Source organism: Pelomonas sp. V22 (genome assembly GCF_030014915.1).
In the GTDB taxonomy this organism is placed as follows: domain Bacteria; phylum Pseudomonadota; class Gammaproteobacteria; order Burkholderiales; family Burkholderiaceae_C; genus JAUASW01.
The window spans coordinates 145,688-166,466 of the sequence record NZ_JAGIXS010000002.1 but is presented as its reverse complement, the minus strand read 5'-3'; the positions used below and the strand labels follow the sequence as shown (position 1 = coordinate 166,466).

Below are 20,779 nucleotides of genomic sequence, written 5' to 3'. Positions count from 1 at the left end.
ATCGCTGATCGCCCCCATGCATGCTCTTCTGAACGCCATCGCCACGATGGACCTGCCCGCCACCGAGGCCGAACGCCTGTTCCATGGCCGGGGCGGCCGCTATCCGGGCTGCGAGCAATGGACGCTGGACTGGCTGGCGCCGGTCTGGCTCTTGACCAGCTTCCAGCAGGTGACCGACGAAGAGCTCGCCACCGCGCAGACGGCCCTGACTGAACGTTGGGCACAGCTGGCGCCCGGCCAGGCCCTGAACCTCGTGTTCCAGAGCCGCAACGAAGGCCGGGCCGAAACCCGCTTGCTGGCCGGCAGCGTGCCCGAGCCCCATGTGGTGAGCGAGGAGGGCGCGCGCTACCGCCTCCATGTGCTGCGCGGTCAGAACCATGGCCTCTTTCTCGACATGGCGGCTGGGCGGCGCTGGGTGCGTGAGCATGTAGCCGCGCGATCCCGGGTCAAGGTGCTGAACCTGTTTGCCTACACCTGCGCGTTCTCGGTCGTGGCCTTGCAGGCCGGCGCACGCCAGGTGCTCAACCTCGACATGAGCCAGGGCGCGCTGACGATTGGCCAGCAGAACCACCAGCTCAATGGCATCACGACCGGCGCCAGCTTCCTGGCCCACGACATCTTCAGCACCTGGGGCAAGATCACGCGCGGCGGGCCCTACGAGCTGATCGTCGTCGACCCACCGAGCTACCAGAAGGGCAGCTTCGTGGCGACCAAGGACTACGCCCGCCTGATGCGCCGCCTGCCCGATCTGCTGGTGCCGGGCGGCCATGCGCTCCTGTGCCTCAACGCGCCGGAACTGGGCCTCGCCTTCCTGCAAGACCAGATGCGAGAGCTGGCACCGGAGCTGACGTTTGTCGAGCGCGTGGCCAATCCTCCGGCCTTTGCCGATGTGTCGGACGAGCGCTCGCTGAAGGTGCTGGTCTATCGCGCACCGGACCTGTTGCCAAACGCATCGCGGTAGCCACGCGGCGACAAGCCCAGCTGGGCCTGGAAGTGATGGCGCAGCGCCTGCACGCTGCCAAAGCCGACCGCGTCGGCCACCTGTTCGACCGAGGCCTGGCTGGCTTCCAGCAGGCGCTTGGCTTCTTCCACCCGCTCGCCGGTCAGCCATTGGCCGGGTGGCTGGCCGGTCGCCTCGGTGAAGCGGCGCAGAAAACTGCGCGGGCTCATCGCCGCCGCGCCGGCCATGCGGGGCACGGTCCAGGGTGCACGCAGGTCGGCCCGCACCTGTTCAAGCAACTCAGCGAGCCGGCTGCCGCCGTCAGCCGGCACCGGCCGCTCGATGAACTGGGCCTGGCCGCCGCTGCGGTGCGCCGGCATGACCAGGCGGCGCGCCACGCTGTTGGCGGCCTCGGTGCCGAAGTCGCTGCGCACGATGTGCAGCATCAGGTCGATGCCGGCGGCGCTGCCGGCCGAGGTCAGCACGCGGTCTTCCTCGACGTAGAGCACGCTGTCGTCCACCTCGATGCCGGGGTGAGTCTCGCGCAAGGTCTTGGCATAGCGCCAATGCGTGGCGGCACGGCGGCCATCGAGCAGGCCGGTTGCAGCCAGCACGAAGGCGCCCGAGCAGATCGAGGCCAGTCGGGCACCGCGTTTCCAGGCTTTCTTCAGGCGGCGCGTCAGTTCGTCCGGCACGGGCACCTGGGCGCCTTTCCAGCCGGCCATGACGATCAGGTCGGCCTGGTCCAGGAGCTCGATGCCGCCGTCCGTCGACACGGTGAGACCCCCGTGAGCGCGCAAGGGCCCAGGCTCAACGGCAGCGCTGGCGAAGCGGTACCAGCCCGACCCCATCTCCGGCCGTGCAAGCCCGAAGACCTCGGCCACGATGGCGAACTCGAAGGTGCAGAGACCGTCGTAGATGGGCGCGACGACCAGGGGGCCCTGGGCGCCCCGGACCGCTGTCTTGGCCTTGGTTTTCATGCTTGGCGAGATCTTGTTGATAAATGGCTTTTGCGCCAATTGTGATCCAGCGAGGCCCTGGCCACCATGGAGGCCTTCCTTCACCCAACCCGGAGCTTGATCCCATGCCCACCGAAGTGACCGCGATTCCCGCCGCCCCGTCCCATCTCGCCGAAGCGCATTTCGCCGCCGAGTTCACGTTTGAAACCGACTGCTGGGATGTGCATGACGCTGTCCAGCGCGGCATGGATTTCGTGCTGCTGGATGTGCGCTCGGCCGCCGCCTACGCAGCCGGCCATGTGCCCGGCGCCATCCACCTGCCGCATGGCAAGATCGTGGCCAGCAAGATGGCGGCCTGGCCCGAAGACACGCTCTTCGTCACCTACTGCGCCGGCCCGCATTGCAATGGCGCCGCGCGCGGCGCCTTGCGCCTGGCCCGCCTCGGCCGCCCGGTCAAGGTGATGCCGGGCGGCATAACCGGCTGGATCGACGAGGGTTTCGAGCTGGAAACCGTGGCCGCCGTCGCCTGAACAAACCCGTCGCATTTCTGAAAGGAAAGCCCTTGCGATTTGACGTCACCCTCGTCACCCACCAGGGGCTGCCTCAGGGCTCCGAAGACGATCTTCTGCTGGCCGAGGCCCTGCGTGCGCAGGGCTGCGCGGTTCGCTGCGCGGTCTGGAACGACGCCGCCGTGGACTGGAGCGCCAGCCGCCTCACGCTGATCCGCTCGACCTGGGACTACCACCTGATGCCCGCAGCCTGGCTCGCCTGGCTCGATCAGGCGGCCGTGCAGACCCGCCTTGTCAACCCGGTGACGCTGATGCGCTGGAACACCGACAAGCGCTACCTCGGTGAGTTGGCGGCACGCGGCGTGCGCTGCCTGCCCACGGTGTTCGTCGAAGCGCAAGAGCGGCCGGCGCTGCAAGCCATCGCGGCACAGCAGGGCTGGCAAGAACTGGTACTCAAGCCCGCCGTCGGTGCCGGCGCGAGCGGTGCGCGGCGCCTGCGGCTCGATCAGCTGGCCGAGGCCGGCGAACAGCACCTCAGCCGCTTGCTGAGTGAGGGCGCGGCGCTGGTCCAGCCCTATATGGCCGTGGTCGAGGAGGCCGAGGAGCGCTGCCTGGTCTACATCGCTGGGCAGTACAGCCATGCCTTTGCGAAGCCCTCGTTCTCCGGTGGCGCGGCCGTCTATGCGGCGGTCCGCCTGCATGAGGCCAGCGAGCTGGAGCAGGCGGTGGCGCAGCAGGTGTTGGCGGCCGCGCCCTCGGTGCCGCTCTATGCGCGGGTGGACCTGATCCCCGATGAGCAAGGCCCGCTCCTGATGGAGCTTGAGCTGATCGAGCCCGACATGGTCCTGCGCTTGAAGCCGGCGGCCGCCGAGCGGCTGGCAGAGGCCTGCCTCGGCCTGCTGGACTGAGGCAGGCGCCGCTCAGGCGGCCCGTTTCAGGGCGCCGCGCAGCGTGTCGATGATGCGGTCGATGTGCTCGCGCTCGATGATCAGCGGTGGCGACAGCGCAATGGTGTCGCCGGTCGTGCGTATCAGCAGGCCCTTGTCCCAGCAGTCGAGGAACACATTGAAAGCCCGCTTGGCCGGCTCGCCGGGCAAGGGCGCCAGCTCCACGCCGCCCACCAGGCCGATGTTGCGAACGTCGATCACGTTCGGCTCGCCCTTGAGCGAATGCAGGCATTCCGCGAAGTAGGCTTGCATCTCGGCGGCGCGGGTCAGGAGGCCTTCCTCGGCATAGGTGTCCAGCGTGCCGAGGGCAGCGGCGCAGGCCAGCGGATGGGCCGAGTAGGTGTAGCCGTGGAAGAACTCGATCAGGTGCTCGGGGCCGTTCATGAAGGCGTCGTAGATCGTCTGCGTCGCGAACACCGCGCCCATGGGCACGCAGCCATTGGTGAGGCCCTTGGCCACCGTCATCAGGTCGGGCGTGACGCCGAAGGTCTGGGCCGCGAACGGGTTGCCGGTGCGGCCGAAACCGGTGATCACCTCATCGAAGATCAAGAGGATGCCGTGCTTGTCGCAGATCTGGCGCAGGCGCTGCAGGTAGCCCTGCGGCGGGATCAGCACGCCGGTGGAACCGGCCACCGGCTCGACGATCACGGCGGCGATGGTCGAGGCATCGTGCAAGGCGATCAGCTTATCGAGGTCGTCGGCGAACTCGGCGCCATGCGCCGGCTGGCCCACGCTGAAGGCATTGCGGGCCGGGTCGTGCGTGTGGCGGATGTGGTCCACGCCGCCCAGCATGGTGCCGAACATCTTGCGGTTGGCCACCATGCCACCTACCGAGATGCCGCCGAAGTTGACGCCGTGGTAGCCGCGCTCGCGGCCGATCAAGCGGGTGCGCGCGCCCTCGCCACGCACGCGGTGGTAGGCGATGGCCATCTTCAGCGCGGTGTCGACCGACTCCGAACCCGAGTTTGTGTAGAAGACCTTGTTGAGCCCGTCTGGCGTCAGCTGCACCAGGCGCTCGGCCAGCTCGAAGGCCTTGGGATGGCCCATCTGGAAGGGCGGTGCGAAGTCCAGCTCGGCGGCCTGGTCCTGGATCGCCTTGACGATCTTGGGCCGGTTGTGGCCGGCGTTCACGCACCACAGGCCGGCGATGCCGTCGAGGATCTGGCGGCCCTTGTCATCCGTGAAGTACATGCCGTCGGCGCGGGTCAGCAGGCGTGGCGCCTTCTTGAACTGGCGGTTGGCGGTGAAGGGCATCCAGTAGGCGTCGAGGTCCTTGGCCATAGCGATATCTCCAGCTTGTTCGGTGATGCCGCAGTCTAGGCAGATCCCGGCGCAATGTGCAGGCGCGTCGGCGTGGGTGATACCCCTGTTTGCACAACTTTCTGCGATGGCATGATGGGTCATTCGCAGGAAATTCCAACAATGAACTCAGAAGTGAAACTGGATGCGATCGACCGGGCCATCCTGCGGGAGCTGCAGCAAGACGGCCGGCTTTCGAATGTGGACCTGGCCCAACGTGTGCATTTGAGCCCGTCGGCCTGCCTCAGGCGGGTCAAGCAGCTGGAAGACAGCGGCGTGATCGACCGCTATGTGGCCCTGGTCAACGCCAAGGCCGTGGGCAAGCAGGGCACGAGCTACACCATCATCAACCTGGAGCGGGTCAGTCCGGCGGCGCTGTCGGCCTTTGAACAGGCGGTGCGCGACAGCCCGGACATCCTGGACTGCTTCTACGTGGCCGGCAGCAACGACTACCTGATCCGCTTTGCCTACCGGGACTCGGAAGACCTGGAGCGCATGCACAGCCAGGTGCTGATGCATCTGCCAGAGGTGGCGCGCTCCAACTCCATGCTGGTGCTGCGGACGATCAAGAAGACGACCGCGCTGGAGCTCTGAGTCTTCTGCCTGATCAGGTCTGATCAGGCCTGCTGCAGCAGGGCCAGCAAAGCCGTGAGGCCGAAGGCGGCGATCAGCAGCGGCATGCCGTAGGACTCGGTCCAGTTGCCGAAGGGGCGGTCTGCTTTTTCGGCGGTGAAAAGGTACTGCTGCGATTGCGTGAGGAAGAGGGGCAGGGTGCTCATGACTTCGATTCGCTTCAACTTGGGGCCACCCGGCGGGTGGCTTGGGACGAAGTCTCGTTGAAGTCCGTGTAAACCCTATGACAAGGGCGCAAGGTCCCGCAAAAGACACTACACCGGGTGGTCCAAGTTTGAAGCGGTCCTCAGCCGGCCGATCTTGAACAGTGGCAGCAACTGGATCAGCAGCAGGCTGCCGAGGATCAGCGCGCAGCCGGCAAAGCCGGCCGTGTTCAGCCGGTCGCCCATCAGCAGGTAGCCGAAGACGGCGGCGAACAGCGTCTCGCTGGACAGGATGATGGCGGCATCCGCCGCATGCGCGTAGCGCTGGGCCACCACCTGGGCCGTGAAGGCAACGCCCACCGAGAGGATGCCGGTATAGGCGATAGGGCCGGCTGCTGCCATCAAGCCCTTGAGGCTCACGGGCTCCATGAAGAGGCTCCAGATCAGCGCCAGGCTGCCGCAGACCAGGAACTGGCCGCAGGCGACCAGGAAGGGCGCGGCCAGTCGGTCGGCCACGCGGCCGATGAACAGCACGTGCACGGCCCAGGGCACGGCTGAGGCAATCACCCAGAGATCGCCGGTCCCGATCTTGAGCTCGTGGGCACCCGACAGCAGGAAGGCGCCGACCAGGCAGGCCAGGGCTCCCGGCCAGACCGACCAATGCGGCAGATGGCGCAGCCACAGCCAGGACAGCACCGGCACCAGGGGCACGTAGAGCGCGGTGAGGAAGCCGGCATTGGTGACCGAGGTCGAGATGATGCCGATCTGCTGCAGGGCCGCGCCCATCAGCATCAGGAGGCCTAGGCCACCGATGTGCCGGGCATCGGCCACCTTCGGTGCCCGGTCCTCACGCGCCAGCTGCTTCCATTCACGCCAGGCCAGCGGCGCCACCACGGCGGCACCGATCAGGAAGCGCACGCCGGTGAACAGCATCGGCCCCACGTCCGCCATGCCCTGGGCCTGGGCCACGAAGGCCGAGCCCCAGATCAGGGCGATGACGATGAGCAGCAGATTGGCTTGGACGCGGGACACAGGGCGAGCGCAGCAATAAAAAAGAGGACGGGATTATCGGTCCCGTCCTCAAGCACAGGCTTGCGCCTGCTTCGGGAGGAAAGCTCTGCTGGTTCGTCTTACTCGTCGCGGCCGCCGAAGATGCCCAGGAGGGACAGCAGCGACTGGAACACGTTGTAGAGGCTCAGGTAGACGCCCAGCGTGGCGGTGATGTAGTTGGTTTCTTCGCCGTCCTGCACGCGCTTCAGGTCGTACAGGATGAAGGCCGAGAAGATGCCGATGGCCAGCACCGACAACGTCAGCATCAGCGCACTGCTCTGCAGGAACACATTGGCAATGCCGGCCACGAACAGCATGATCATGCCGATGAACAAGGCCTTGCCCATGCCCGAGAGGTCGCGCTTGATCACACTGGACAGCGCGGCCATGCCCAGGAAGATCAGGCCGGTGCCGGTGAAGGCCGTCATGATCAGGCCGGCACCGTTAGCGAGGCCCAGCACCGCACCGATCAGGCGCGACAGCATCAGGCCCATGAAGAAGGTGAAGGCCAGCAGCAGCGGCACGCCCGCGGCCGAGTTCTTGTTCTTCTCGATCAGGAACATGAAGCCGAAGGCGCCGACCATGAAGACGATCAGGCCCGTGAAGCCGGTCAGCGAGCGCGTCAACCCGGTGCTCACGCCCAGCCAGGCGCCCAGCACCGTGGGCACCATGGACAGCGCCAGCAACCAGTAGGTGTTGCGCAGCACGCGGTTGCGCTGCGCGGCGACGCTGGCCGAGCCAGCCGGGAAGGTTTGGACGTTCGGGTTCATATCAACAAGCTCCTTGCTTTGAAGATGAAGGGAAGAGGGGACTCAAGCCTTGGCGCGGCGCTTGGCGCGGGCGCGGATGTTCAGGGCTTCAACGGCCAGCGAGAAACACATGGCCGCATAGATGTAGCCCTTGGGCACGTGCTGGTCGAAGGCTTCGGCCGTCAGCGCCATGCCCACCATCACGAGGAAGGCCAGGGCCAGCACCTTGACGGAAGGATGGCGGTCGACGAACTCGCCGATCGGCTTGGCGGCCACCAGCATCATCAGCACCGACACCACCACGGCCGCCACCATCACCCAGATCTGGTCGACCATGCCCACGGCGGTGATCACGGAATCGAGCGAGAACACGATGTCGATGATGGCGATCTGGCCAATGATCATCCAGAACAGCTTCTTGCCAGCCGCCTTCATGGCCGCAGGGTCGGCGGCCGGTGGGCCGTCCTGCTCGCGCGCCTCCACCTCCACGAAGATCTCATGCGAGGCCTTGTAGAGCAGGAAGACGCCGCCCAGCAGCAGCACCAGGTCGCGCCCGCTGATGCCTTGTCCGAAGATGGTGAACAGGTCTTCGGTCAGGCCCATCACCCAGCTCAGCGAGAACAGCAGGGCGAGGCGCGAGGCCATGGCAAAGCCAAGTCCCAGGCGACGGGCCTTGTCGCGTTGTTCCGCCGGCAGGCGGCCGACCAGGATGGAGATGAAGATGATGTTGTCGATGCCCAGGACGATTTCCAGGGCAGTCAGCATCGCGAAGGCGATCCAGAGATTGGGGTCGAGCAGGAATTCCATGATGGCGGTGTGTCAGCGGCGCTTGCGCGTGCGCAGGCCTAGGCCGACAAGGGCTGTGGAGGGTGATGCGAGGATAGGCCGGGTCGCTGCGCGACGGGGCCTCGGCGCCTGGAATCAGGCCGCTCGTGGTGGCCGCTGTGGGCCTTCGAGATACGGTGCAGCCGGCAGGCGGCTGTTGGCGCCTTGCGGCAGGCCGGCCGTGCTGGCTTGCGGTGCGCCGGCAAGCGGTGCCAGCGTGGCCTCGGGGGCCTCGGGGGCCTCGAGCCCGGCTTCGCTGCCGGTCAGCTCATCGTTGCTGTCGTCGTCCAGGGCGATCTCCAACGTGACGCTGGTGCCCGGCTCCGGTGCCGCCACGGCTGCGCCCATGCCCAGGAAGAGCAGGCTCAGCATCAGGATGGCGACGAGGCGTTGAATCACGGAGCGCATTTTAGCGGGACGCGGGCCGCTCTGCTGGCGTCAAGAAAGTTCGGCCTGCAGATAGGCCAATTCTTCTTCGCTGAAACCGGCCGCCCCGCGCGCGCTCAGGTTGAACGGCGGCCGCAGGCGCGGTGCCTGGTACTGGGCTACGAGGCCGGGGTAGATCGCCACCGGATCGAGGCCGCGTTCGCGGCACAGCTGGCGGTACCAGCGATTGCCGATCTCCACATGGCCGATCTCGTCGCGCAGGATGATGTCGAGGATCTCGACCGAGCGCGTGTCGCCGGCACGGGCCAGCTTGGCCTGCAGCGGCGGCGTGGCATCCAGGCCGCGGGCCTCCAGCGTGCGCGGTACGAGCGCCATGCGGGCCAGCACGTCGCCGGCCGTGCGCTCGGCCATGCTCCAGAGGCCGTCGTGGGCGTCGAAGTCGCCGTAGTCGAAGCCCAGCGTCTGCAGGTGCTCGCGCAGCAGCGTGAAGTGCAGAGCCTCTTCGGCCGCCACCTGCAGCCAGTCGCGGTAGTAGGCGGCCGGCATGCCCGCAAAGCGCCAGCAGGCGTCCAGCGCCAGGTTGATCGCGTTGAACTCAATATGGGCGATGGCATGCAACAGGGCGGCACGCCCATCGGTGGTGAAGGGTGAACGCTTGGGCACCTGCAGGGTGGGCACCAGTTGCGGCCGGGTGGGACGACCCGGCAGGCCAGCCGGTGCGCTCAGTTGCGCTGCGGTGTCGAGGGCGCTGCCGGTCTGCAATTCCGCAAACAGCTGCCTCGCCGCCTCGGCCTTGGTGGCGGGATCGACGATGCACAAGACCTCAAGGGCGCGGGCGCGGGCTTCCATCCGTAAAATTATCGCTTTGCGCGGCCCGCTGGGTCCGCTCGTCCAGGAGTAGAAGCAATGGCCGTTTATCAGCTGGGCGAGTGGCAGCCCGATGTTGCCGAGTCGGCCTGGGTGGCCGAGAGCGCCCAGGTGATTGGCCGTGTCACGCTCGAAGAGGAGGTGAGCATCTGGTTCAACGCCGTGCTGCGCGGCGACTCCGAGCATCTGCACATCGGCCGGGGCTCCAACATCCAGGACGGCTCGGTGCTGCATGCCGACCACGGCTTTCCGCTGGTGCTGGGCGAGGGCGTGACGGTTGGCCACCAGGTCATGCTGCACGGCTGCACCGTCGGAGATCATTCCTTGATCGGCATCGGCGCCGTGGTCTTGAACGGCGCGCGCATCGGCAAGCACTGCCTGGTGGGTGCCGGTTCGCTGGTCACCGAAGGCAAGGAATTCCCCGAGGGCTCGTTGATCATGGGCAGCCCGGCAAAGGCCGTGCGCCAACTGACGCCCGAACAGATCGCCGGCCTCAAGGCCAGCGCCGCCCACTACATCGCGAATGGCCGCCGCTATGCGGCCGACTTGAAGAAGATTGCTTGATGTCTGAACTCCACAAATTCCTGTTCGAAGGCCTGCCGGTGCGCGGCCTGCTGGTACGCCTGACCGATGGCTGGCGCGAGGTGCTGAAGCGCCGCGAATCCAGCGGCGCCTTTCCTCCCGAGGTGCGTGAACTTTTGGGCGAGATGGCGGCGGCCAGCGTGCTGATGCAGGCCAACATCAAGTTCAACGGCTCCCTGGTGATGCAGGTGATGGGCGATGGCCCCTTGAAGCTGATCGTGGCCGAGGTGCGCCCCGATCTCACCTTCCGCGCCACCGCCAAGGTGGTGGGCGAGGTGCCGGCCGGGGCGGGCTTGCAGCAGTTGCTCAATGTCCACGGCCAGGGCCGCTGTGCGATCACGCTCGATCCGCTGAACAAGCTGCCGGGCCAGCAGCCCTACCAGGGCGTGGTCTCGCTGCATGGCCAGGACAATGAGCCACTGCAGACGCTGGCCGACGTGCTGGGCAACTACATGCTGCAGTCGGAGCAGCTCGACACCAAGCTGGTGCTGGCCGCCAACGACGAGATCGCCACCGGCCTCCTGATCCAGCACCTGCCGGTCGAGGGCGAGGCCAATCTGCAAGGCAAGGGCAAGGCGAGTGCCGAAGACATCGCCGATGCCTTCAATCGCATGTCCACCTTGGCTGCGTCAATCACGCGCGAAGAGTTGCTGACGCTGGATGCCGACACGCTGCTGCGCCGGCTCTACTGGCAGGAGGGCCTGCAGCGCTTCGAGCCGACGGCGCCTCGCTTTGCCTGCAGCTGCTCGCGCCCGCGCGTGGGGCAGATGCTGAAGGGCCTGGGGCGCGAGGACATCGACTCGGTGCTGGCCGAGCGCGGTGACGTCGAGGTGGGCTGCGATTTCTGCGGCCTGCAGTACCGCTTCGACGCGGTGGACGTGGGCGCGCTGTTCACCGACCAGAGCCTGCAGGCCGGTGGCAGCTCGACCGTGCAGTGAGTTCGTTCAGTCGAGCCGCTTGACGCGGTTCATCGCCGGCGCGCGCATCGGGCCGCTCTGCTTTTCCATGTACTCGACCAGCGCGTCCAGGTCGGACTTGCCGATCTGCGCTGATTTGCCCACGGCGAAGCTGGTGAAGCCATCACCACCGGTGCTCAGGTAGTCATTCGTGGTGACCCGGTAGACAGCATTCAGGTCGATCGGCTTGCCGTTGAGCCTCATGGTTTCGACCAGCACGCGCTGGCCCAGTGGGCGGCTGCCATCCCAGCTATAGCTGAAGCCCTGGGATACCGGCAGCGGCGAGTTGCGCTGTGAGGGCGGGCGCCATTGCTGCTCCAGCACCTGGCGCAATTCTTCGCCGGTCAGGCTCAGCGTCACCAGCTCGTTTTTGAAGGGCTGGGCGGCATAGACGTCGCCGAAGCTGATGGCGCCATCGCCCCTGAAGCTCAGCGAGCGCCGCACGCCGGTCTGGTTCACCAGCGCCAACTGGGCTCCGCCATGCTCGGACGCGGCCGTGGCGTCCAGATAGGCATCAGCGATCAACTGGCCCATGGGGCTGGAGCCGGTGCGGTCGGCGGTCTGGTCTATGGTCTCTGCGACCCGCGCGACGACACGGTTGATCAGCGCTGCTGATTGCGATTCGTAGGCACCCAGCAGCGCCGTCTGCTCGGGCGCCTTGGCGTAGCGGGCCGGGTCGACGACTTCGTTGCGGGCCTCGGCCGTGATGATGCGGCGCGTCTTGGGGTCCAGCTTCAGATCGATGGCCGACACGATCACGCCATAGCGCTCGGCACTGGTCACCAGGCGGCCATCAAAGCGGCAGACATAGGACTTGTGCGTGTGGCCGCTGACCACCAGGCCGACAGCCGGATCCAGCTTCTTGACCAGGCCCACGATGGCGCCCGAGAGGCTGGGGCATTCATTGGGGCCGCCGCTGGGGTAGCCGCCTTCATGGATCAAGAGCACGAAGGCCTCGACACCCTGGGCCCGCAGCTCGGGCAAGAGCTTGTGGACGGTCTCGACCTCGTCGTCGAAGCGCAGGCCTTCGGCCGCGGCCGGGCTGATCAGCTCCGGCGTGCCGCGCAGCGCCATGCCGATGAAGGCCACCGGGATGCCGTCGAAGCGGCGAATCTCATAGGGCGGCAGGATGGGCTTGCCGGTCTTCAGGTTGATAGTGCTGGCGGCCAGGTACTTGTAGGTCGCGCCCTTGAAGGGCTCGGGCCCCTTGCAGCCGTCCTTGGGATGGCAGCCGCCGTTCTGCTTGCGCAGCAGCTCGTCGAGGCCGTTGTCGAATTCGTGGTTGCCGACGGCGCTGAGCTCCAGCCCCATCAGGCTGAGCGACCGGATGGTGGGCTCGTCGTGGAACAGGGCCGAGAGCAGGGGGCTGGCGCCGACCAGGTCGCCGGCCGCAACGAAGACGCTGTGGCGCTGGCCCTGACGCAGCTGCTTGACCGCCGTGGCCATCACCTCGGAGCCGCCAGCGGCGATCTGGACCTTCTTGCTCGGGTCTGTCGGATCCTGCAGCAGGATGCCTTCGCGGCTCGGCTTCACATTGCCGTGGAAGTCATTGATCGCCAGGATGCGCACGCTGACCGGCTCGGTCGGCGCTTGCCAGGCCGCGCAGCCGGCGAGTCCGGCGGCTGCGATAGCGATGAGGAGGTGACGGCGCAGCTGCGGCTTGAACAACATGAAGGGAATCCTTACGGCGGGCGTGGGTCGGATTCTAGGCAGCAAACGTTTGTACTTTGTTGCTGGGGCTGTTGCCTGGCCGGGCTCAGCGTGGGCGCTCTGCAGCCAGCCGGTGCTCGCACTCCGGCACATCACATTGCTCGCAGGTCCAGCGCCAGGGCTTTTGCGCGGCCTGCTGTTGCTGCAGGCGGCTGAAGAGGCCGGCAGCTCGGTCTGGTCTTGCCAGCAACGGCGTCAGCGCATCCAGCGCCGATTCGAGGCGGGCCGCGCCGCTGCCGGTGATCGAGGCCCAGGGCAGATTGGCTGACAGCAGGTGGCCGCGAATCAGCGCATCGATAGGCGCTTGCACCGCCGGGCTGTCGCGCAGCACATCGGCTTCCCAAGGCAGGTCGGGCGCAGTCAGCAGCGTGATGCTGCAGCGGCGCTGGAAGGCCAAGGCCTCGGCCAGCAGGCTGGGGTCGCCGAAGATGAACTCGCTGTAGATCGCGATCATCAGCGGCGTGGTGTCGCAGATCACCAGCTCGTGCTCGCGGGCGGCGGCCTCGATCAGCCGGGCCTGCTCGTTGGCGATGCTGAGCTGTTCGTCCTCGCGGGGCGTGCGGCCTTCGCGGTAGCACCAATCGCGCAGCCATTCGCTGACCAGGGCGCAGTCCAGGCCATGCTCGTTGGAGAGCCGCTCACGCAGCGCCTGCGCCAGCGTCGATTTGCCGCTGCTCTCGGTGCCGACGATGGCGACGATCAAGGGAGCGCTGGAGTCAGGCATGCGCCATCTGACGCTGCCAGGCGCGCCAGCCGGCCATCGACATCGGAATGAAGACCGCGTAGAGCACCACCGTCAGCCAGTAGCCCTTGTAGGCGAACAGGGCCACGCTGACCGTGTTGACCACGATCCAGACGCCCCAGTTCTCCTGGTACTTGCGACCGAGCAGCCATTGGCCGAGCAGACTGGCGACGGTGGGGAAGGCGTCCCAGAAGGGCACGGTGGAATCGGTCTGGCGGGCCAGGAAGAGGCCGAGGGCAGGCCAGGCCAGCAGGGTCAGCACCAGCGCGGCGAGCCGGCCGCGTGTGCTCAGGAGCCGCACGCGCAAGGCGCTGCCGTCGTCGGCCGTGCCGCGCAGCCATTGCCACCAGCCCCAGATCGAGAGCGCGGCAAAGACCAACTGCAGCGAGGCCTCGCCATAGAGCTTGCCGCTCCAGAACAAGAGGAAGTAGAGCAGGGAGGAGATGAGGGCCAGCGGCCAGGCCAGGGCATGGACCCGCATATTGCATATCACCATCCACACGGCCAGCACGAAGGCAATGAGCTCGGCCCAGGTGATGGGGCTGCCCAGCAGTTCAAACGCGGGCGCGAACAGTGGTTGCAGCGAGAGCAGCAGTGCGTCCATCGGTGAAGACAGCGTCGATCAGCGCAAGACTTGGACGTAGATCTCGTCGGGCTTGACCATGCCCAGCTCGAAGCGGGCCTTTTCCTCGACCATCTCGAGACCTTCGCGCAGGTCGCGCAGCTCGGCTTCGAGCTGGGCGTTGCGGGCACGGGCCTTGTCGTTGGCGGCCTCCGCCACGCGCAGTTCCTCGCGCAAATTCACGCCACGGCCGATGCCACCCTTGCCGAACCAGAGTTGACCCTGGATCAGCAAGAGAAACGCGGCGAGGATGATGCTGAGGACGCGCACGCGGCGAGTGTAGCCTTGGCTTACTTCAAGTTGTAGAAGGCAGCACGACCAGGATAGGTCGCGATATCACCGAGGTCTTCCTCGATGCGCAGCAGCTGGTTGTACTTGGCCATGCGGTCCGAGCGGCTCAGCGAGCCGGTCTTGATCTGGCCGGCATTGGTGCCAACGGCGATGTCCGAGATCGTCGAGTCTTCGGTCTCGCCCGAGCGGTGCGAGATCACGGCCGTGTAGCCGGCGCGCTTGGCCATCTCGATGGCGGCGAAGGTCTCGGTCAGCGTGCCGATCTGGTTGATCTTGATCAGGATCGAGTTGGCGATGCCCTTGTCGATGCCTTCCTTCAGGATCTTGGTGTTGGTGACGAAGAGGTCGTCGCCCACGATCTGCACGTTCTTGCCGAGGCGGTCGGTCAGGATCTTCCAGCCGTCCCAGTCGCCTTCGGCCATGCCGTCTTCGATCGAGATGATGGGGTACTTGTCGCACCAGGTGGCCAGCATGTCGGTCCACTCCTGCGACGTGAGGCTGATGCCGCCTTCGCCTTCGAGCACGTACTTGCCGTCCTTGTAGAACTCGCTGGCGGCGCAATCCAGGCCGATGGCGATCTGCTCGCCGGCGGTGTAGCCGGCCTTGTCGATGGCGTCCAGGATCATCTGGATCGCGGCTTCATGGCTTTCAACGCTGGGCGCGAATCCGCCTTCGTCACCCACGGCGGTGGAGATGTGCTTGTCGTGCAGGATCTTCTTCAGCGCATGGAAGACCTCGGCGCCCCAGCGCAGTGCTTCGCGGAACGACGGCGCGCCCACGGGGATGATCATCAGCTCTTGCAGGTCCAGCGAGTTGTTCGCGTGGGCGCCGCCGTTGATGACGTTCATCATCGGCACCGGCAGCTGCATCGAGCCCATGCCGCCGAAGTAGCGGTACAGCGGCAGGCCGGATTCTTCAGCGGCAGCGCGGGCCACGGCCATCGAGACGGCCAGCATGGCGTTGGCGCCCAGGCGGCTCTTGTTCTCGGTGCCGTCCAGGTCGATCAAGGTCTTGTCCAGGAAGGCTTGTTCAGCGGCATCCAGGCCCAGCACGGCTTCGGAGATCTCGGTGTTGATGTGCTCGACGGCCTTCAACACGCCCTTGCCCAGGTAGCGGCTCTTGTCGCCGTCGCGCAGCTCGATGGCTTCACGCGAGCCGGTCGAGGCGCCCGAGGGCACGGCAGCGCGCCCCATCACGCCCGACTCCAGCAGCACGTCGCATTCGACGGTGGGGTTGCCGCGGCTGTCCAGGATCTCGCGACCGACGATGTCAACAATGGCGCTCATTCAAAAGTCTCCAAGAGTCAAAAAATCTTTTCGGGCCGCATCCTGCCAGCGATCCGTTACCTGCGCTGAACATCTTGCTGAGCAATTGAGCAGCGCAGGCGGGGCAAGGCTCAGGCCTTCTTGTGATCCAGCGCGGCCTTGATGAAGGCCGTGAACAGCGGATGGCCGTCCCAGGGCGTGGACTTGAACTCGGGGTGGAACTGCACGCCCACGAACCACGGATGTACCGTGCGCGGCAGCTCGACCATTTCGGTCAGCTTCTCGCGCTGGGTGATGGCCGAGATCACGAGGCCGGCTTCCTGCAGGCGGTCGAGGTAATGCTCGTTGGCCTCGTAGCGATGGCGGTGGCGCTCGGTCACGATGGGGCCGTAGATGTCATGGGCCAGCGTGCCGGCCTTCACATCGGAGCTCTGGGCGCCGAGGCGCATGGTGCCGCCGAGGTCGCTCTTCTCGTCGCGCTTCTGGATCGTGCCGTCGGCGTCCTGCCACTCGTCGATCAAGGCGATCACCGGGTGCTTGGTATCCGGATCGAACTCGGTGGAGTTCGCGCCTTCGAGGCCGGCCATGTGGCGGGCGTACTCGATGGTCGCGACCTGCATGCCGAGGCAGATGCCGAGGTAGGGCAACTTGTGCTCGCGGGCATATTGCGCCGCCAGGATCTTGCCTTCCACGCCGCGCTTGCCGAAGCCGCCCGGCACCAGGATGGCGTCGTACTGCTGGAGCTGATCGATGTTGTCCTTGCTGAGCAGCTCGGAATCGACGTACTCGATCTTGACGCCCGCATGGTTGTGGATGCCGGCGTGGCGCAGCGCCTCGTTCAGCGACTTGTACGAATCCGAGAGGTCGGTGTACTTGCCGCACATGGCGATGGTGACCTGTTTGGCCGGGTTCTCGACCTCGTGCACCAGGGTGTCCCAGCGCTTCAGGTCGGCCGACTTGGTGTTGAGCTGCAGCTTGGTGCAGATCAGCTGGTCCAGGCCCTGCTCATGCAGCATGCGTGGCACCTTGTAGATGGTGTTCACGTCCCACATTGAGATCACGCCGTACTCGGCCACGTTCGTGAACAGCGAGATCTTCTCGCGTTCGTCGTCCGGGATGCGACGGTCGGCGCGGCACAGCAGGGCGTCGGGCTGAATGCCGATCTCGCGCAGCTTCTGCACGGTGTGCTGCGTGGGCTTGGTCTTCAGTTCACCGGCAGCGGCAATCCAGGGCACGTAGGTGAGGTGAACGAAGGCAACGTTCGTCGGACCCATCTTCAGGCTCATCTGACGAGCGGCTTCCAGGAAGGGCAGGGACTCGATGTCGCCCACCGTGCCGCCGATTTCGACGATGGCCACGTCCACCGCCTCCGGCGTGCCGTGACCGGCACCGCGGCGGATGAATTCCTGCATCTCGTTGGTGATGTGCGGAATCACCTGCACGGTCTTGCCCAGGTAGTCGCCACGGCGCTCCTTCTCCAGCACCGACATGTAGATCTGGCCGGTGGTGAAGTTGTTGCTCTTCTTCATCCGCGTGGTGATGAAGCGCTCGTAGTGGCCGAGGTCCAGGTCGGTTTCAGCGCCGTCGTCCGTGACGAAGACTTCACCGTGCTGGAAGGGAGACATCGTGCCTGGATCGACGTTGATGTACGGATCCAGCTTGATGAGGGTGACTTTGAGGCCGCGCGATTCGAGGATGGCAGCCAGAGAGGCCGATGCAATGCCCTTGCCGAGAGAGGACACCACACCGCCGGTGACGAAGACGTACTTGGTCATTGCTTGCAGCGCCCGGCTGTGCGGACGCTGTGGTGGGAAATTGCGATTATAGCGATGCGTCCGGCCCCTACCGGAGACCGGCCTCGGCATCGGCCCGCAGGGCGTCGAACATCTGCAGCGCCAGGGCGGCCGTGTCGTCCGGCTTCTCGAATGGGAACAAATGGCTGCCCTCCATCCAGACGAAATGCCGCCGGGCGAGGGCCTTGGAGGCGGCTGCGCCAGCGCGGCGCAGCTCCTCGCTCTGCGTGCCCGCGATGAAACCGACCGGGCATTGCGGCGCATGGCGCAGCAGGATGCGGTCCATGTTGTGCGGCAGCGTGTCGTAGATCTTGGTCTCGACCTCGCGGGTGAAGGCCAGCTCGGTCTGGCCCTCGCGTTCGACGAAGCCGCTCGCCACATAGTCGGCCAGCACGCGCGGGTCCCAGCGGGCGAACTTGTGCTTGGCAGCGAAATGCTCCTGCACCGCCTCGCGGCTCGGCCATTGGTAGCGACGCTGGCTGGAGATCTTGCCTGGCGAGACCTTGTGCATCAGCCGCGTGGCCTTGGCCACCTGGATGCTGTGGGCCCGCCAGCCGCTGACGACGGGCGAGTCGATCATCAAGAGGCCGGCCGCCAGATCGGGCCGGCGGCAAGCCACGAGCAGGCTCAAGGCGCCGCCCAACGAGTGTCCGGCCAGCATGACCTTGCCTTTGGGCTTGATCTCGTTCTCGATGAAATGGATCAGCTGGTCTCGCAGATGCGGCCAGTTGCTGGTGACCGGATAGGCTGGGTCATGGCCGATCATGGGCAAGGCATGGACGGTCCAGCCAGCTTCGCGCCAGGTGTCGAACAGCGTCCGGTAGCAGCCAGCGGGGAAGCCGTTGGCATGGGAGAAAACCAGCGTCTTTGAGCTGCTCATGGCTTGGCGAGTGCCTTAAGGCGGTACAGCGCATCCAGCGCCTCGCGGGGCGTCAATGCGTCGGGATCGAGATCTTGCACCGCTTCATAGAGCGCGCTGGTCTCGGCGGCGACAGCCACCGGGTTCTCCGGCGGCGGCGCGGCGAACAGGTCGATCTGCTGCACGCCCTCGCTGGCCTTGGTCTCCAACGCCTCCAGCGTGGCACGTGCTTGCCTGACCAGGCTCGTGGGCATGCCAGCCAGGCGGGCGACCTGCACGCCGTAGCTGCGGCTGGCCGGACCGGGCTGGATCTCGTGCAGGAAGACGATGTCTTCGCCGCTCTCGGCCACGCCCACATGGCAGTTGCTGGCCTGGCCATGCTTGGCAGGAAATTCGGTCAGCTCGAAGTAGTGCGTGGCGAACAGGGTGAAGGCCTTGCACTTGTCGTGCAAATGGCTGGCGATGGCGCCGGCCAGGGCGAGGCCGTCGAACGTGGAGGTGCCCCGGCCGATTTCGTCCATCAGCACCAGCGATTGCTCGGTGGCGCTGTGCAGGATGGCGGCGGCCTCGGTCATCTCCATCATGAAGGTCGATTGCGCATTGGCCAGGTCGTCGGCCGCGCCGATGCGGGTGTGGATCGCATCAATGGGGCCGAGGCGGCAACTCGCCGCCGGCACGTAGCTGCCGATGGCGGCCAGCAGGGCGATCAAGGCCACCTGGCGCATGAAGGTGCTCTTGCCGCCCATGTTGGGGCCGGTGATCACCAGCATGCGGGTGCGCGCGTCGAGCCGACAATCGTTGGCCATGAACTCGCCGGCGCCGGTTTCGCGCAAGCGCATTTCGACGACCGGATGGCGGCCGCTGGCGATCTCTACGCAGGGCTGGCTGACGAATTCCGGCCGGCACCAGCTCAGCGTCGCGGCACGTTCGGCCAGCGCAGCCAAGGCATCGAGGCTGGCCAGCGCGCGGCCCAGGCGGGAGAGCGGCTGCAGCTCTTCGATCAATTGGTCGATCACCAATTCGTAGAGGTACTTCTCGCGCGCCAGCGCCCGCTCGTTGGCCGAGAGCGCCTTGTCCTCGAACGCTTTCAGCTCCGGCGTGATGTAGCGCTCGGCGTTCTTCAGCGTCTGGCGGCGCTGGTAGTCCATCGGCACCTTGTCGACCTGGCCCTGCGTGACCTCGATGTAGAAGCCATGGACCTTGTTGTACTGCACGCGCAGATTGGCAATGCCGGTGCGGGCGCGCTCGCGGGTCTCCAGGTCGAGCAGGAAGGCGTCGCAGTTTTCCTGGATGCCGCGCAGCTCGTCCAGCTCGGCATCGAAGCCGCCGGCGATCACGCCGCCGTCGCGCATCAGCACGGCCGGCTCCTCGGCAATCGCGTGGCGCAGCAGCTCTTCGATGTGGGGCGAGGCACGCAGGCCCACGGCCAACTGGTCGATCAGGGCCGAGCCCTGTGGCAGCGTGGTCTGCAATTGCGGCAGGGCTTGCAAGGTCGCACGCAAACCGGTCAGCTCGCGCGGGCGCACCTGGCGCAGGGCGATGCGGGCGGCGATGCGCTCGACGTCGGAGACATGGCGCAGCGATTCACGCAGACGCTCGAAGCCGCTGCGCTGCAGCGCCTCGATGGCGCCATGCCGGGCCATGGCTTCGCCGCGTTCGCGCTTGGGGTGCAACAGCCAATGGCGCAGCGCGCGGCTGCCCATGCCGGTGCGGCAGCTGTCCAGCAGCGAGAGCAGGGTCGGCGCGGTTTCGCCGCGCAGCGTCTGCGTCAGTTCGAGGTTGCGCTGGCTGGCGGGCGGCAGGTCCAGCAAATCGGTGCTGCGCTGCACCTGCAGGAGCTTCACATGGGCCAGCGCGCGGCCCTGGGTGTGCTCGGCAAAGCTCAGGAGTGCGGCGGCGGCGGCCTGTGCGGCGGTCAACTCTTGTGCGTTGAAGCCGGCCAGGCTGGCCACACCGAGCTGCTCGCAGAGCTTGCGGGCACCGAGCTGGCTGTCGAACTGCCAGCTCGGTCGGTTGGTAATCGGCAGGCGCGCGGCCAGCACCGCGCCGGGCTGGCGCTCGCGGTCCACCAGCACCTCGGCCGGCGAGAGGCGGGCGAGCCATGAGGGCAACTCGGCCTCCTTGCATTCCGACAGGCCGATTTGGCCCTGCGTCAGCGAGAGCCAGGCCAGGCCCAGCGTCTTGCCTTGCGTGGCCACGGCCAGCAGCACGGAATCCTGCTTGTCGGCCAGCAGCTCGGTGTCGGTCACCGTGCCGGGCGTGACCACGCGGACGATCTTGCGCTCGACCGGGCCCTTGCTCGTCGCCACGTCGCCGACCTGCTCGGCAATCGCCACGGCCACGCCAAGCTTGATCAGCTTGGCCAGATACGACTCCAGCGCATGCACCGGCACGCCCGCCATCACCACCGGCTCGCCGGCGCTCTGGCCGCGCGTGGTCAGCGTGATGTCGAGCAGCTGGTTGGCCTTGCGCGCGTCGTCGTAGAAGACCTCGTAGAAGTCGCCCATGCGGAAGAACACCATGTCGTCCGGATGCGCAGACTTGAGGCGCAGGTACTGTGCCATCACCGGGGTGTGGGCAGAAAAGTCGGCAGAAGCGGTGGCAGCTTGGCTCATCGGCAGGGCGGCTAGAAATGAACAAAGCCCTCGACA

22 protein-coding genes are annotated in these 20,779 nt (G+C 66.4%); 6 read left to right on the top strand and 16 right to left on the bottom strand.

Annotation, left to right across the window (positions count from 1 at the left end; genetic code table 11):
• Window positions 1–16: 16 nt before the first annotated feature.
• Entirely contained in the window at window positions 17–961 is a 945-nt protein-coding gene (locus J7U46_RS10055; RefSeq protein WP_282825384.1) for a class I SAM-dependent methyltransferase, read from the top strand.
• Here J7U46_RS10055 and ftrA read toward each other — a convergent pair.
• Window positions 922–1,920: a transcriptional regulator FtrA gene (ftrA, locus tag J7U46_RS10050; protein WP_282825383.1), complete on the bottom strand. Its 999-nt coding sequence runs from the start codon at window positions 1,918–1,920 to the stop codon at window positions 922–924. The two genes, J7U46_RS10055 and ftrA, sit on opposite strands and share 40 nt — an antisense overlap.
• A 104-nt stretch (window positions 1,921–2,024) precedes the next feature.
• On the opposite strand from ftrA, the gene J7U46_RS10045 reads away from it, so the two are divergent.
• Together J7U46_RS10045 and J7U46_RS10040 are read left to right on the top strand one after the other, a co-directional pair.
• On the top strand, window positions 2,025–2,429 hold the full coding sequence (locus J7U46_RS10045) for a rhodanese-like domain-containing protein (RefSeq protein WP_282825381.1): 405 nt from the start codon (window positions 2,025–2,027) through the stop codon (window positions 2,427–2,429).
• Window positions 2,430–2,461: 32 nt separating this feature from the next.
• Window positions 2,462–3,316: a hypothetical protein gene (locus tag J7U46_RS10040; RefSeq protein WP_282825379.1), complete on the top strand. Its 855-nt coding sequence runs from the start codon at window positions 2,462–2,464 to the stop codon at window positions 3,314–3,316.
• 12 nt (window positions 3,317–3,328) lie between these two features.
• Here J7U46_RS10040 and J7U46_RS10035 read toward each other — a convergent pair whose 3' ends face one another.
• Window positions 3,329–4,636: an aspartate aminotransferase family protein gene (locus J7U46_RS10035; protein WP_282825378.1), complete on the bottom strand. Its 1,308-nt coding sequence runs from the start codon at window positions 4,634–4,636 to the stop codon at window positions 3,329–3,331.
• 141 nt (window positions 4,637–4,777) lie between these two features.
• On the opposite strand from J7U46_RS10035, the gene J7U46_RS10030 reads away from it, so the two are divergent.
• Window positions 4,778–5,248: an Lrp/AsnC family transcriptional regulator gene (locus J7U46_RS10030; RefSeq protein ID WP_282825376.1), complete on the top strand. Its 471-nt coding sequence runs from the start codon at window positions 4,778–4,780 to the stop codon at window positions 5,246–5,248.
• Window positions 5,249–5,271: 23 nt separating this feature from the next.
• Here J7U46_RS10030 and J7U46_RS10025 read toward each other — a convergent pair whose 3' ends face one another.
• The 6 genes from J7U46_RS10025 to J7U46_RS10000 all read right to left on the bottom strand — a co-directional run bounded on the left by J7U46_RS10025 (window position 5,272) and on the right by J7U46_RS10000 (window position 9,290).
• The gene (locus J7U46_RS10025) at window positions 5,272–5,433 is read right to left on the bottom strand and encodes a hypothetical protein (RefSeq protein ID WP_282825375.1); all 162 of its coding nucleotides are present in this window, start codon (window positions 5,431–5,433) and stop codon (window positions 5,272–5,274) included.
• 108 nt (window positions 5,434–5,541) lie between these two features.
• Window positions 5,542–6,462 carry a DMT family transporter gene (locus tag J7U46_RS10020; protein WP_282825373.1) on the bottom strand — a complete coding sequence of 307 codons (921 nt, stop codon included), beginning with the start codon at window positions 6,460–6,462 and terminating at the stop codon, window positions 5,542–5,544.
• Window positions 6,463–6,560: 98 nt separating this feature from the next.
• A complete protein-coding gene (locus J7U46_RS10015; RefSeq protein ID WP_282825371.1) occupies window positions 6,561–7,250 on the bottom strand; it encodes a Bax inhibitor-1/YccA family protein in 690 nt (229 codons plus the stop codon).
• Window positions 7,251–7,292: 42 nt separating this feature from the next.
• Window positions 7,293–8,036, bottom strand: coding sequence for a TerC family protein (locus tag J7U46_RS10010; RefSeq protein ID WP_282825369.1), 744 nt, complete (start codon window positions 8,034–8,036; stop codon window positions 7,293–7,295).
• Between the two features lie 114 nt (window positions 8,037–8,150).
• Window positions 8,151–8,453: a hypothetical protein gene (locus J7U46_RS10005; protein ID WP_282825367.1), complete on the bottom strand. Its 303-nt coding sequence runs from the start codon at window positions 8,451–8,453 to the stop codon at window positions 8,151–8,153.
• 39 nt (window positions 8,454–8,492) lie between these two features.
• Window positions 8,493–9,290, bottom strand: a complete 798-nt coding sequence (locus J7U46_RS10000) for a ferritin-like domain-containing protein (RefSeq protein WP_282825365.1) — start codon at window positions 9,288–9,290, stop codon at window positions 8,493–8,495.
• Between the two features lie 57 nt (window positions 9,291–9,347).
• Here J7U46_RS10000 and J7U46_RS09995 point away from each other — a divergent pair, with 57 nt between their 5' ends.
• Both J7U46_RS09995 and J7U46_RS09990 read left to right on the top strand, forming a co-directional pair.
• The gene (locus J7U46_RS09995) at window positions 9,348–9,872 is read left to right on the top strand and encodes a gamma carbonic anhydrase family protein (RefSeq protein WP_282825363.1); all 525 of its coding nucleotides are present in this window, start codon (window positions 9,348–9,350) and stop codon (window positions 9,870–9,872) included.
• Complete coding sequence (locus tag J7U46_RS09990) at window positions 9,872–10,828, top strand: Hsp33 family molecular chaperone HslO (RefSeq protein WP_282825361.1); 957 nt, start codon at window positions 9,872–9,874, stop codon at window positions 10,826–10,828. The genes J7U46_RS09995 and J7U46_RS09990 overlap by 1 nt, the downstream gene beginning before the upstream one ends.
• Before the next feature lie 6 nt (window positions 10,829–10,834).
• Here J7U46_RS09990 and J7U46_RS09985 read toward each other — a convergent pair whose 3' ends face one another.
• From J7U46_RS09985 to mutS, 8 genes are all read right to left on the bottom strand, one after another.
• Entirely contained in the window at window positions 10,835–12,517 is a 1,683-nt protein-coding gene (locus J7U46_RS09985) for a bifunctional metallophosphatase/5'-nucleotidase (RefSeq protein WP_282825359.1), read from the bottom strand.
• A gap of 85 nt (window positions 12,518–12,602) precedes the next feature.
• Window positions 12,603–13,280: an ATP-binding protein gene (locus J7U46_RS09980; RefSeq protein ID WP_282825357.1), complete on the bottom strand. Its 678-nt coding sequence runs from the start codon at window positions 13,278–13,280 to the stop codon at window positions 12,603–12,605.
• A complete protein-coding gene (gene pnuC, locus J7U46_RS09975; RefSeq protein WP_282825355.1) occupies window positions 13,273–13,902 on the bottom strand; it encodes a nicotinamide riboside transporter PnuC in 630 nt (209 codons plus the stop codon). Before pnuC ends, J7U46_RS09980 begins: the two co-directional genes overlap by 8 nt.
• An 18-nt stretch (window positions 13,903–13,920) precedes the next feature.
• Window positions 13,921–14,190, bottom strand: a complete 270-nt coding sequence (gene ftsB, locus J7U46_RS09970) for a cell division protein FtsB (RefSeq protein ID WP_282825353.1) — start codon at window positions 14,188–14,190, stop codon at window positions 13,921–13,923.
• Between the two features lie 20 nt (window positions 14,191–14,210).
• The gene (eno, locus tag J7U46_RS09965; protein ID WP_282825352.1) at window positions 14,211–15,497 is read right to left on the bottom strand and encodes a phosphopyruvate hydratase; all 1,287 of its coding nucleotides are present in this window, start codon (window positions 15,495–15,497) and stop codon (window positions 14,211–14,213) included.
• Window positions 15,498–15,607: 110 nt separating this feature from the next.
• Window positions 15,608–17,251, bottom strand: a complete 1,644-nt coding sequence (locus J7U46_RS09960) for a CTP synthase (protein WP_282825351.1) — start codon at window positions 17,249–17,251, stop codon at window positions 15,608–15,610.
• A 67-nt stretch (window positions 17,252–17,318) separates the two neighbouring features.
• A complete protein-coding gene (locus tag J7U46_RS09955; protein ID WP_282825350.1) occupies window positions 17,319–18,149 on the bottom strand; it encodes an alpha/beta hydrolase in 831 nt (276 codons plus the stop codon).
• The gene (gene mutS / locus J7U46_RS09950) at window positions 18,146–20,743 is read right to left on the bottom strand and encodes a DNA mismatch repair protein MutS (protein WP_282825349.1); all 2,598 of its coding nucleotides are present in this window, start codon (window positions 20,741–20,743) and stop codon (window positions 18,146–18,148) included. Before mutS ends, J7U46_RS09955 begins: the two co-directional genes overlap by 4 nt.
• Between the last annotated feature and the right edge of the window lie 36 nt (window positions 20,744–20,779).

Coding starts and splice junctions, on each gene's coding strand:
- J7U46_RS10055 (WP_282825384.1), top strand. CDS start 17: ATGCATGCTCTTCTGAACGCCATCGCCACGATGGACCTGCCCGCCACC.
- ftrA (WP_282825383.1), bottom strand. CDS start 1,920: ATGAAAACCAAGGCCAAGACAGCGGTCCGGGGCGCCCAGGGCCCCCTG.
- J7U46_RS10045 (WP_282825381.1), top strand. CDS start 2,025: ATGCCCACCGAAGTGACCGCGATTCCCGCCGCCCCGTCCCATCTCGCC.
- J7U46_RS10035 (WP_282825378.1), bottom strand. CDS start 4,636: ATGGCCAAGGACCTCGACGCCTACTGGATGCCCTTCACCGCCAACCGC.
- J7U46_RS10030 (WP_282825376.1), top strand. CDS start 4,778: ATGAACTCAGAAGTGAAACTGGATGCGATCGACCGGGCCATCCTGCGG.
- J7U46_RS10025 (WP_282825375.1), bottom strand. CDS start 5,433: ATGAGCACCCTGCCCCTCTTCCTCACGCAATCGCAGCAGTACCTTTTC.
- J7U46_RS10015 (WP_282825371.1), bottom strand. CDS start 7,250: ATGAACCCGAACGTCCAAACCTTCCCGGCTGGCTCGGCCAGCGTCGCC.
- J7U46_RS10010 (WP_282825369.1), bottom strand. CDS start 8,036: ATGGAATTCCTGCTCGACCCCAATCTCTGGATCGCCTTCGCGATGCTG.
- J7U46_RS10000 (WP_282825365.1), bottom strand. CDS start 9,290: ATGGAAGCCCGCGCCCGCGCCCTTGAGGTCTTGTGCATCGTCGATCCC.
- J7U46_RS09995 (WP_282825363.1), top strand. CDS start 9,348: ATGGCCGTTTATCAGCTGGGCGAGTGGCAGCCCGATGTTGCCGAGTCG.
- J7U46_RS09990 (WP_282825361.1), top strand. CDS start 9,872: ATGTCTGAACTCCACAAATTCCTGTTCGAAGGCCTGCCGGTGCGCGGC.
- J7U46_RS09985 (WP_282825359.1), bottom strand. CDS start 12,517: ATGTTGTTCAAGCCGCAGCTGCGCCGTCACCTCCTCATCGCTATCGCA.
- J7U46_RS09980 (WP_282825357.1), bottom strand. CDS start 13,280: ATGCCTGACTCCAGCGCTCCCTTGATCGTCGCCATCGTCGGCACCGAG.
- pnuC (WP_282825355.1), bottom strand. CDS start 13,902: ATGGACGCACTGCTGCTCTCGCTGCAACCACTGTTCGCGCCCGCGTTT.
- eno (WP_282825352.1), bottom strand. CDS start 15,497: ATGAGCGCCATTGTTGACATCGTCGGTCGCGAGATCCTGGACAGCCGC.
- J7U46_RS09960 (WP_282825351.1), bottom strand. CDS start 17,251: ATGACCAAGTACGTCTTCGTCACCGGCGGTGTGGTGTCCTCTCTCGGC.
- J7U46_RS09955 (WP_282825350.1), bottom strand. CDS start 18,149: ATGAGCAGCTCAAAGACGCTGGTTTTCTCCCATGCCAACGGCTTCCCC.
- mutS (WP_282825349.1), bottom strand. CDS start 20,743: ATGAGCCAAGCTGCCACCGCTTCTGCCGACTTTTCTGCCCACACCCCG.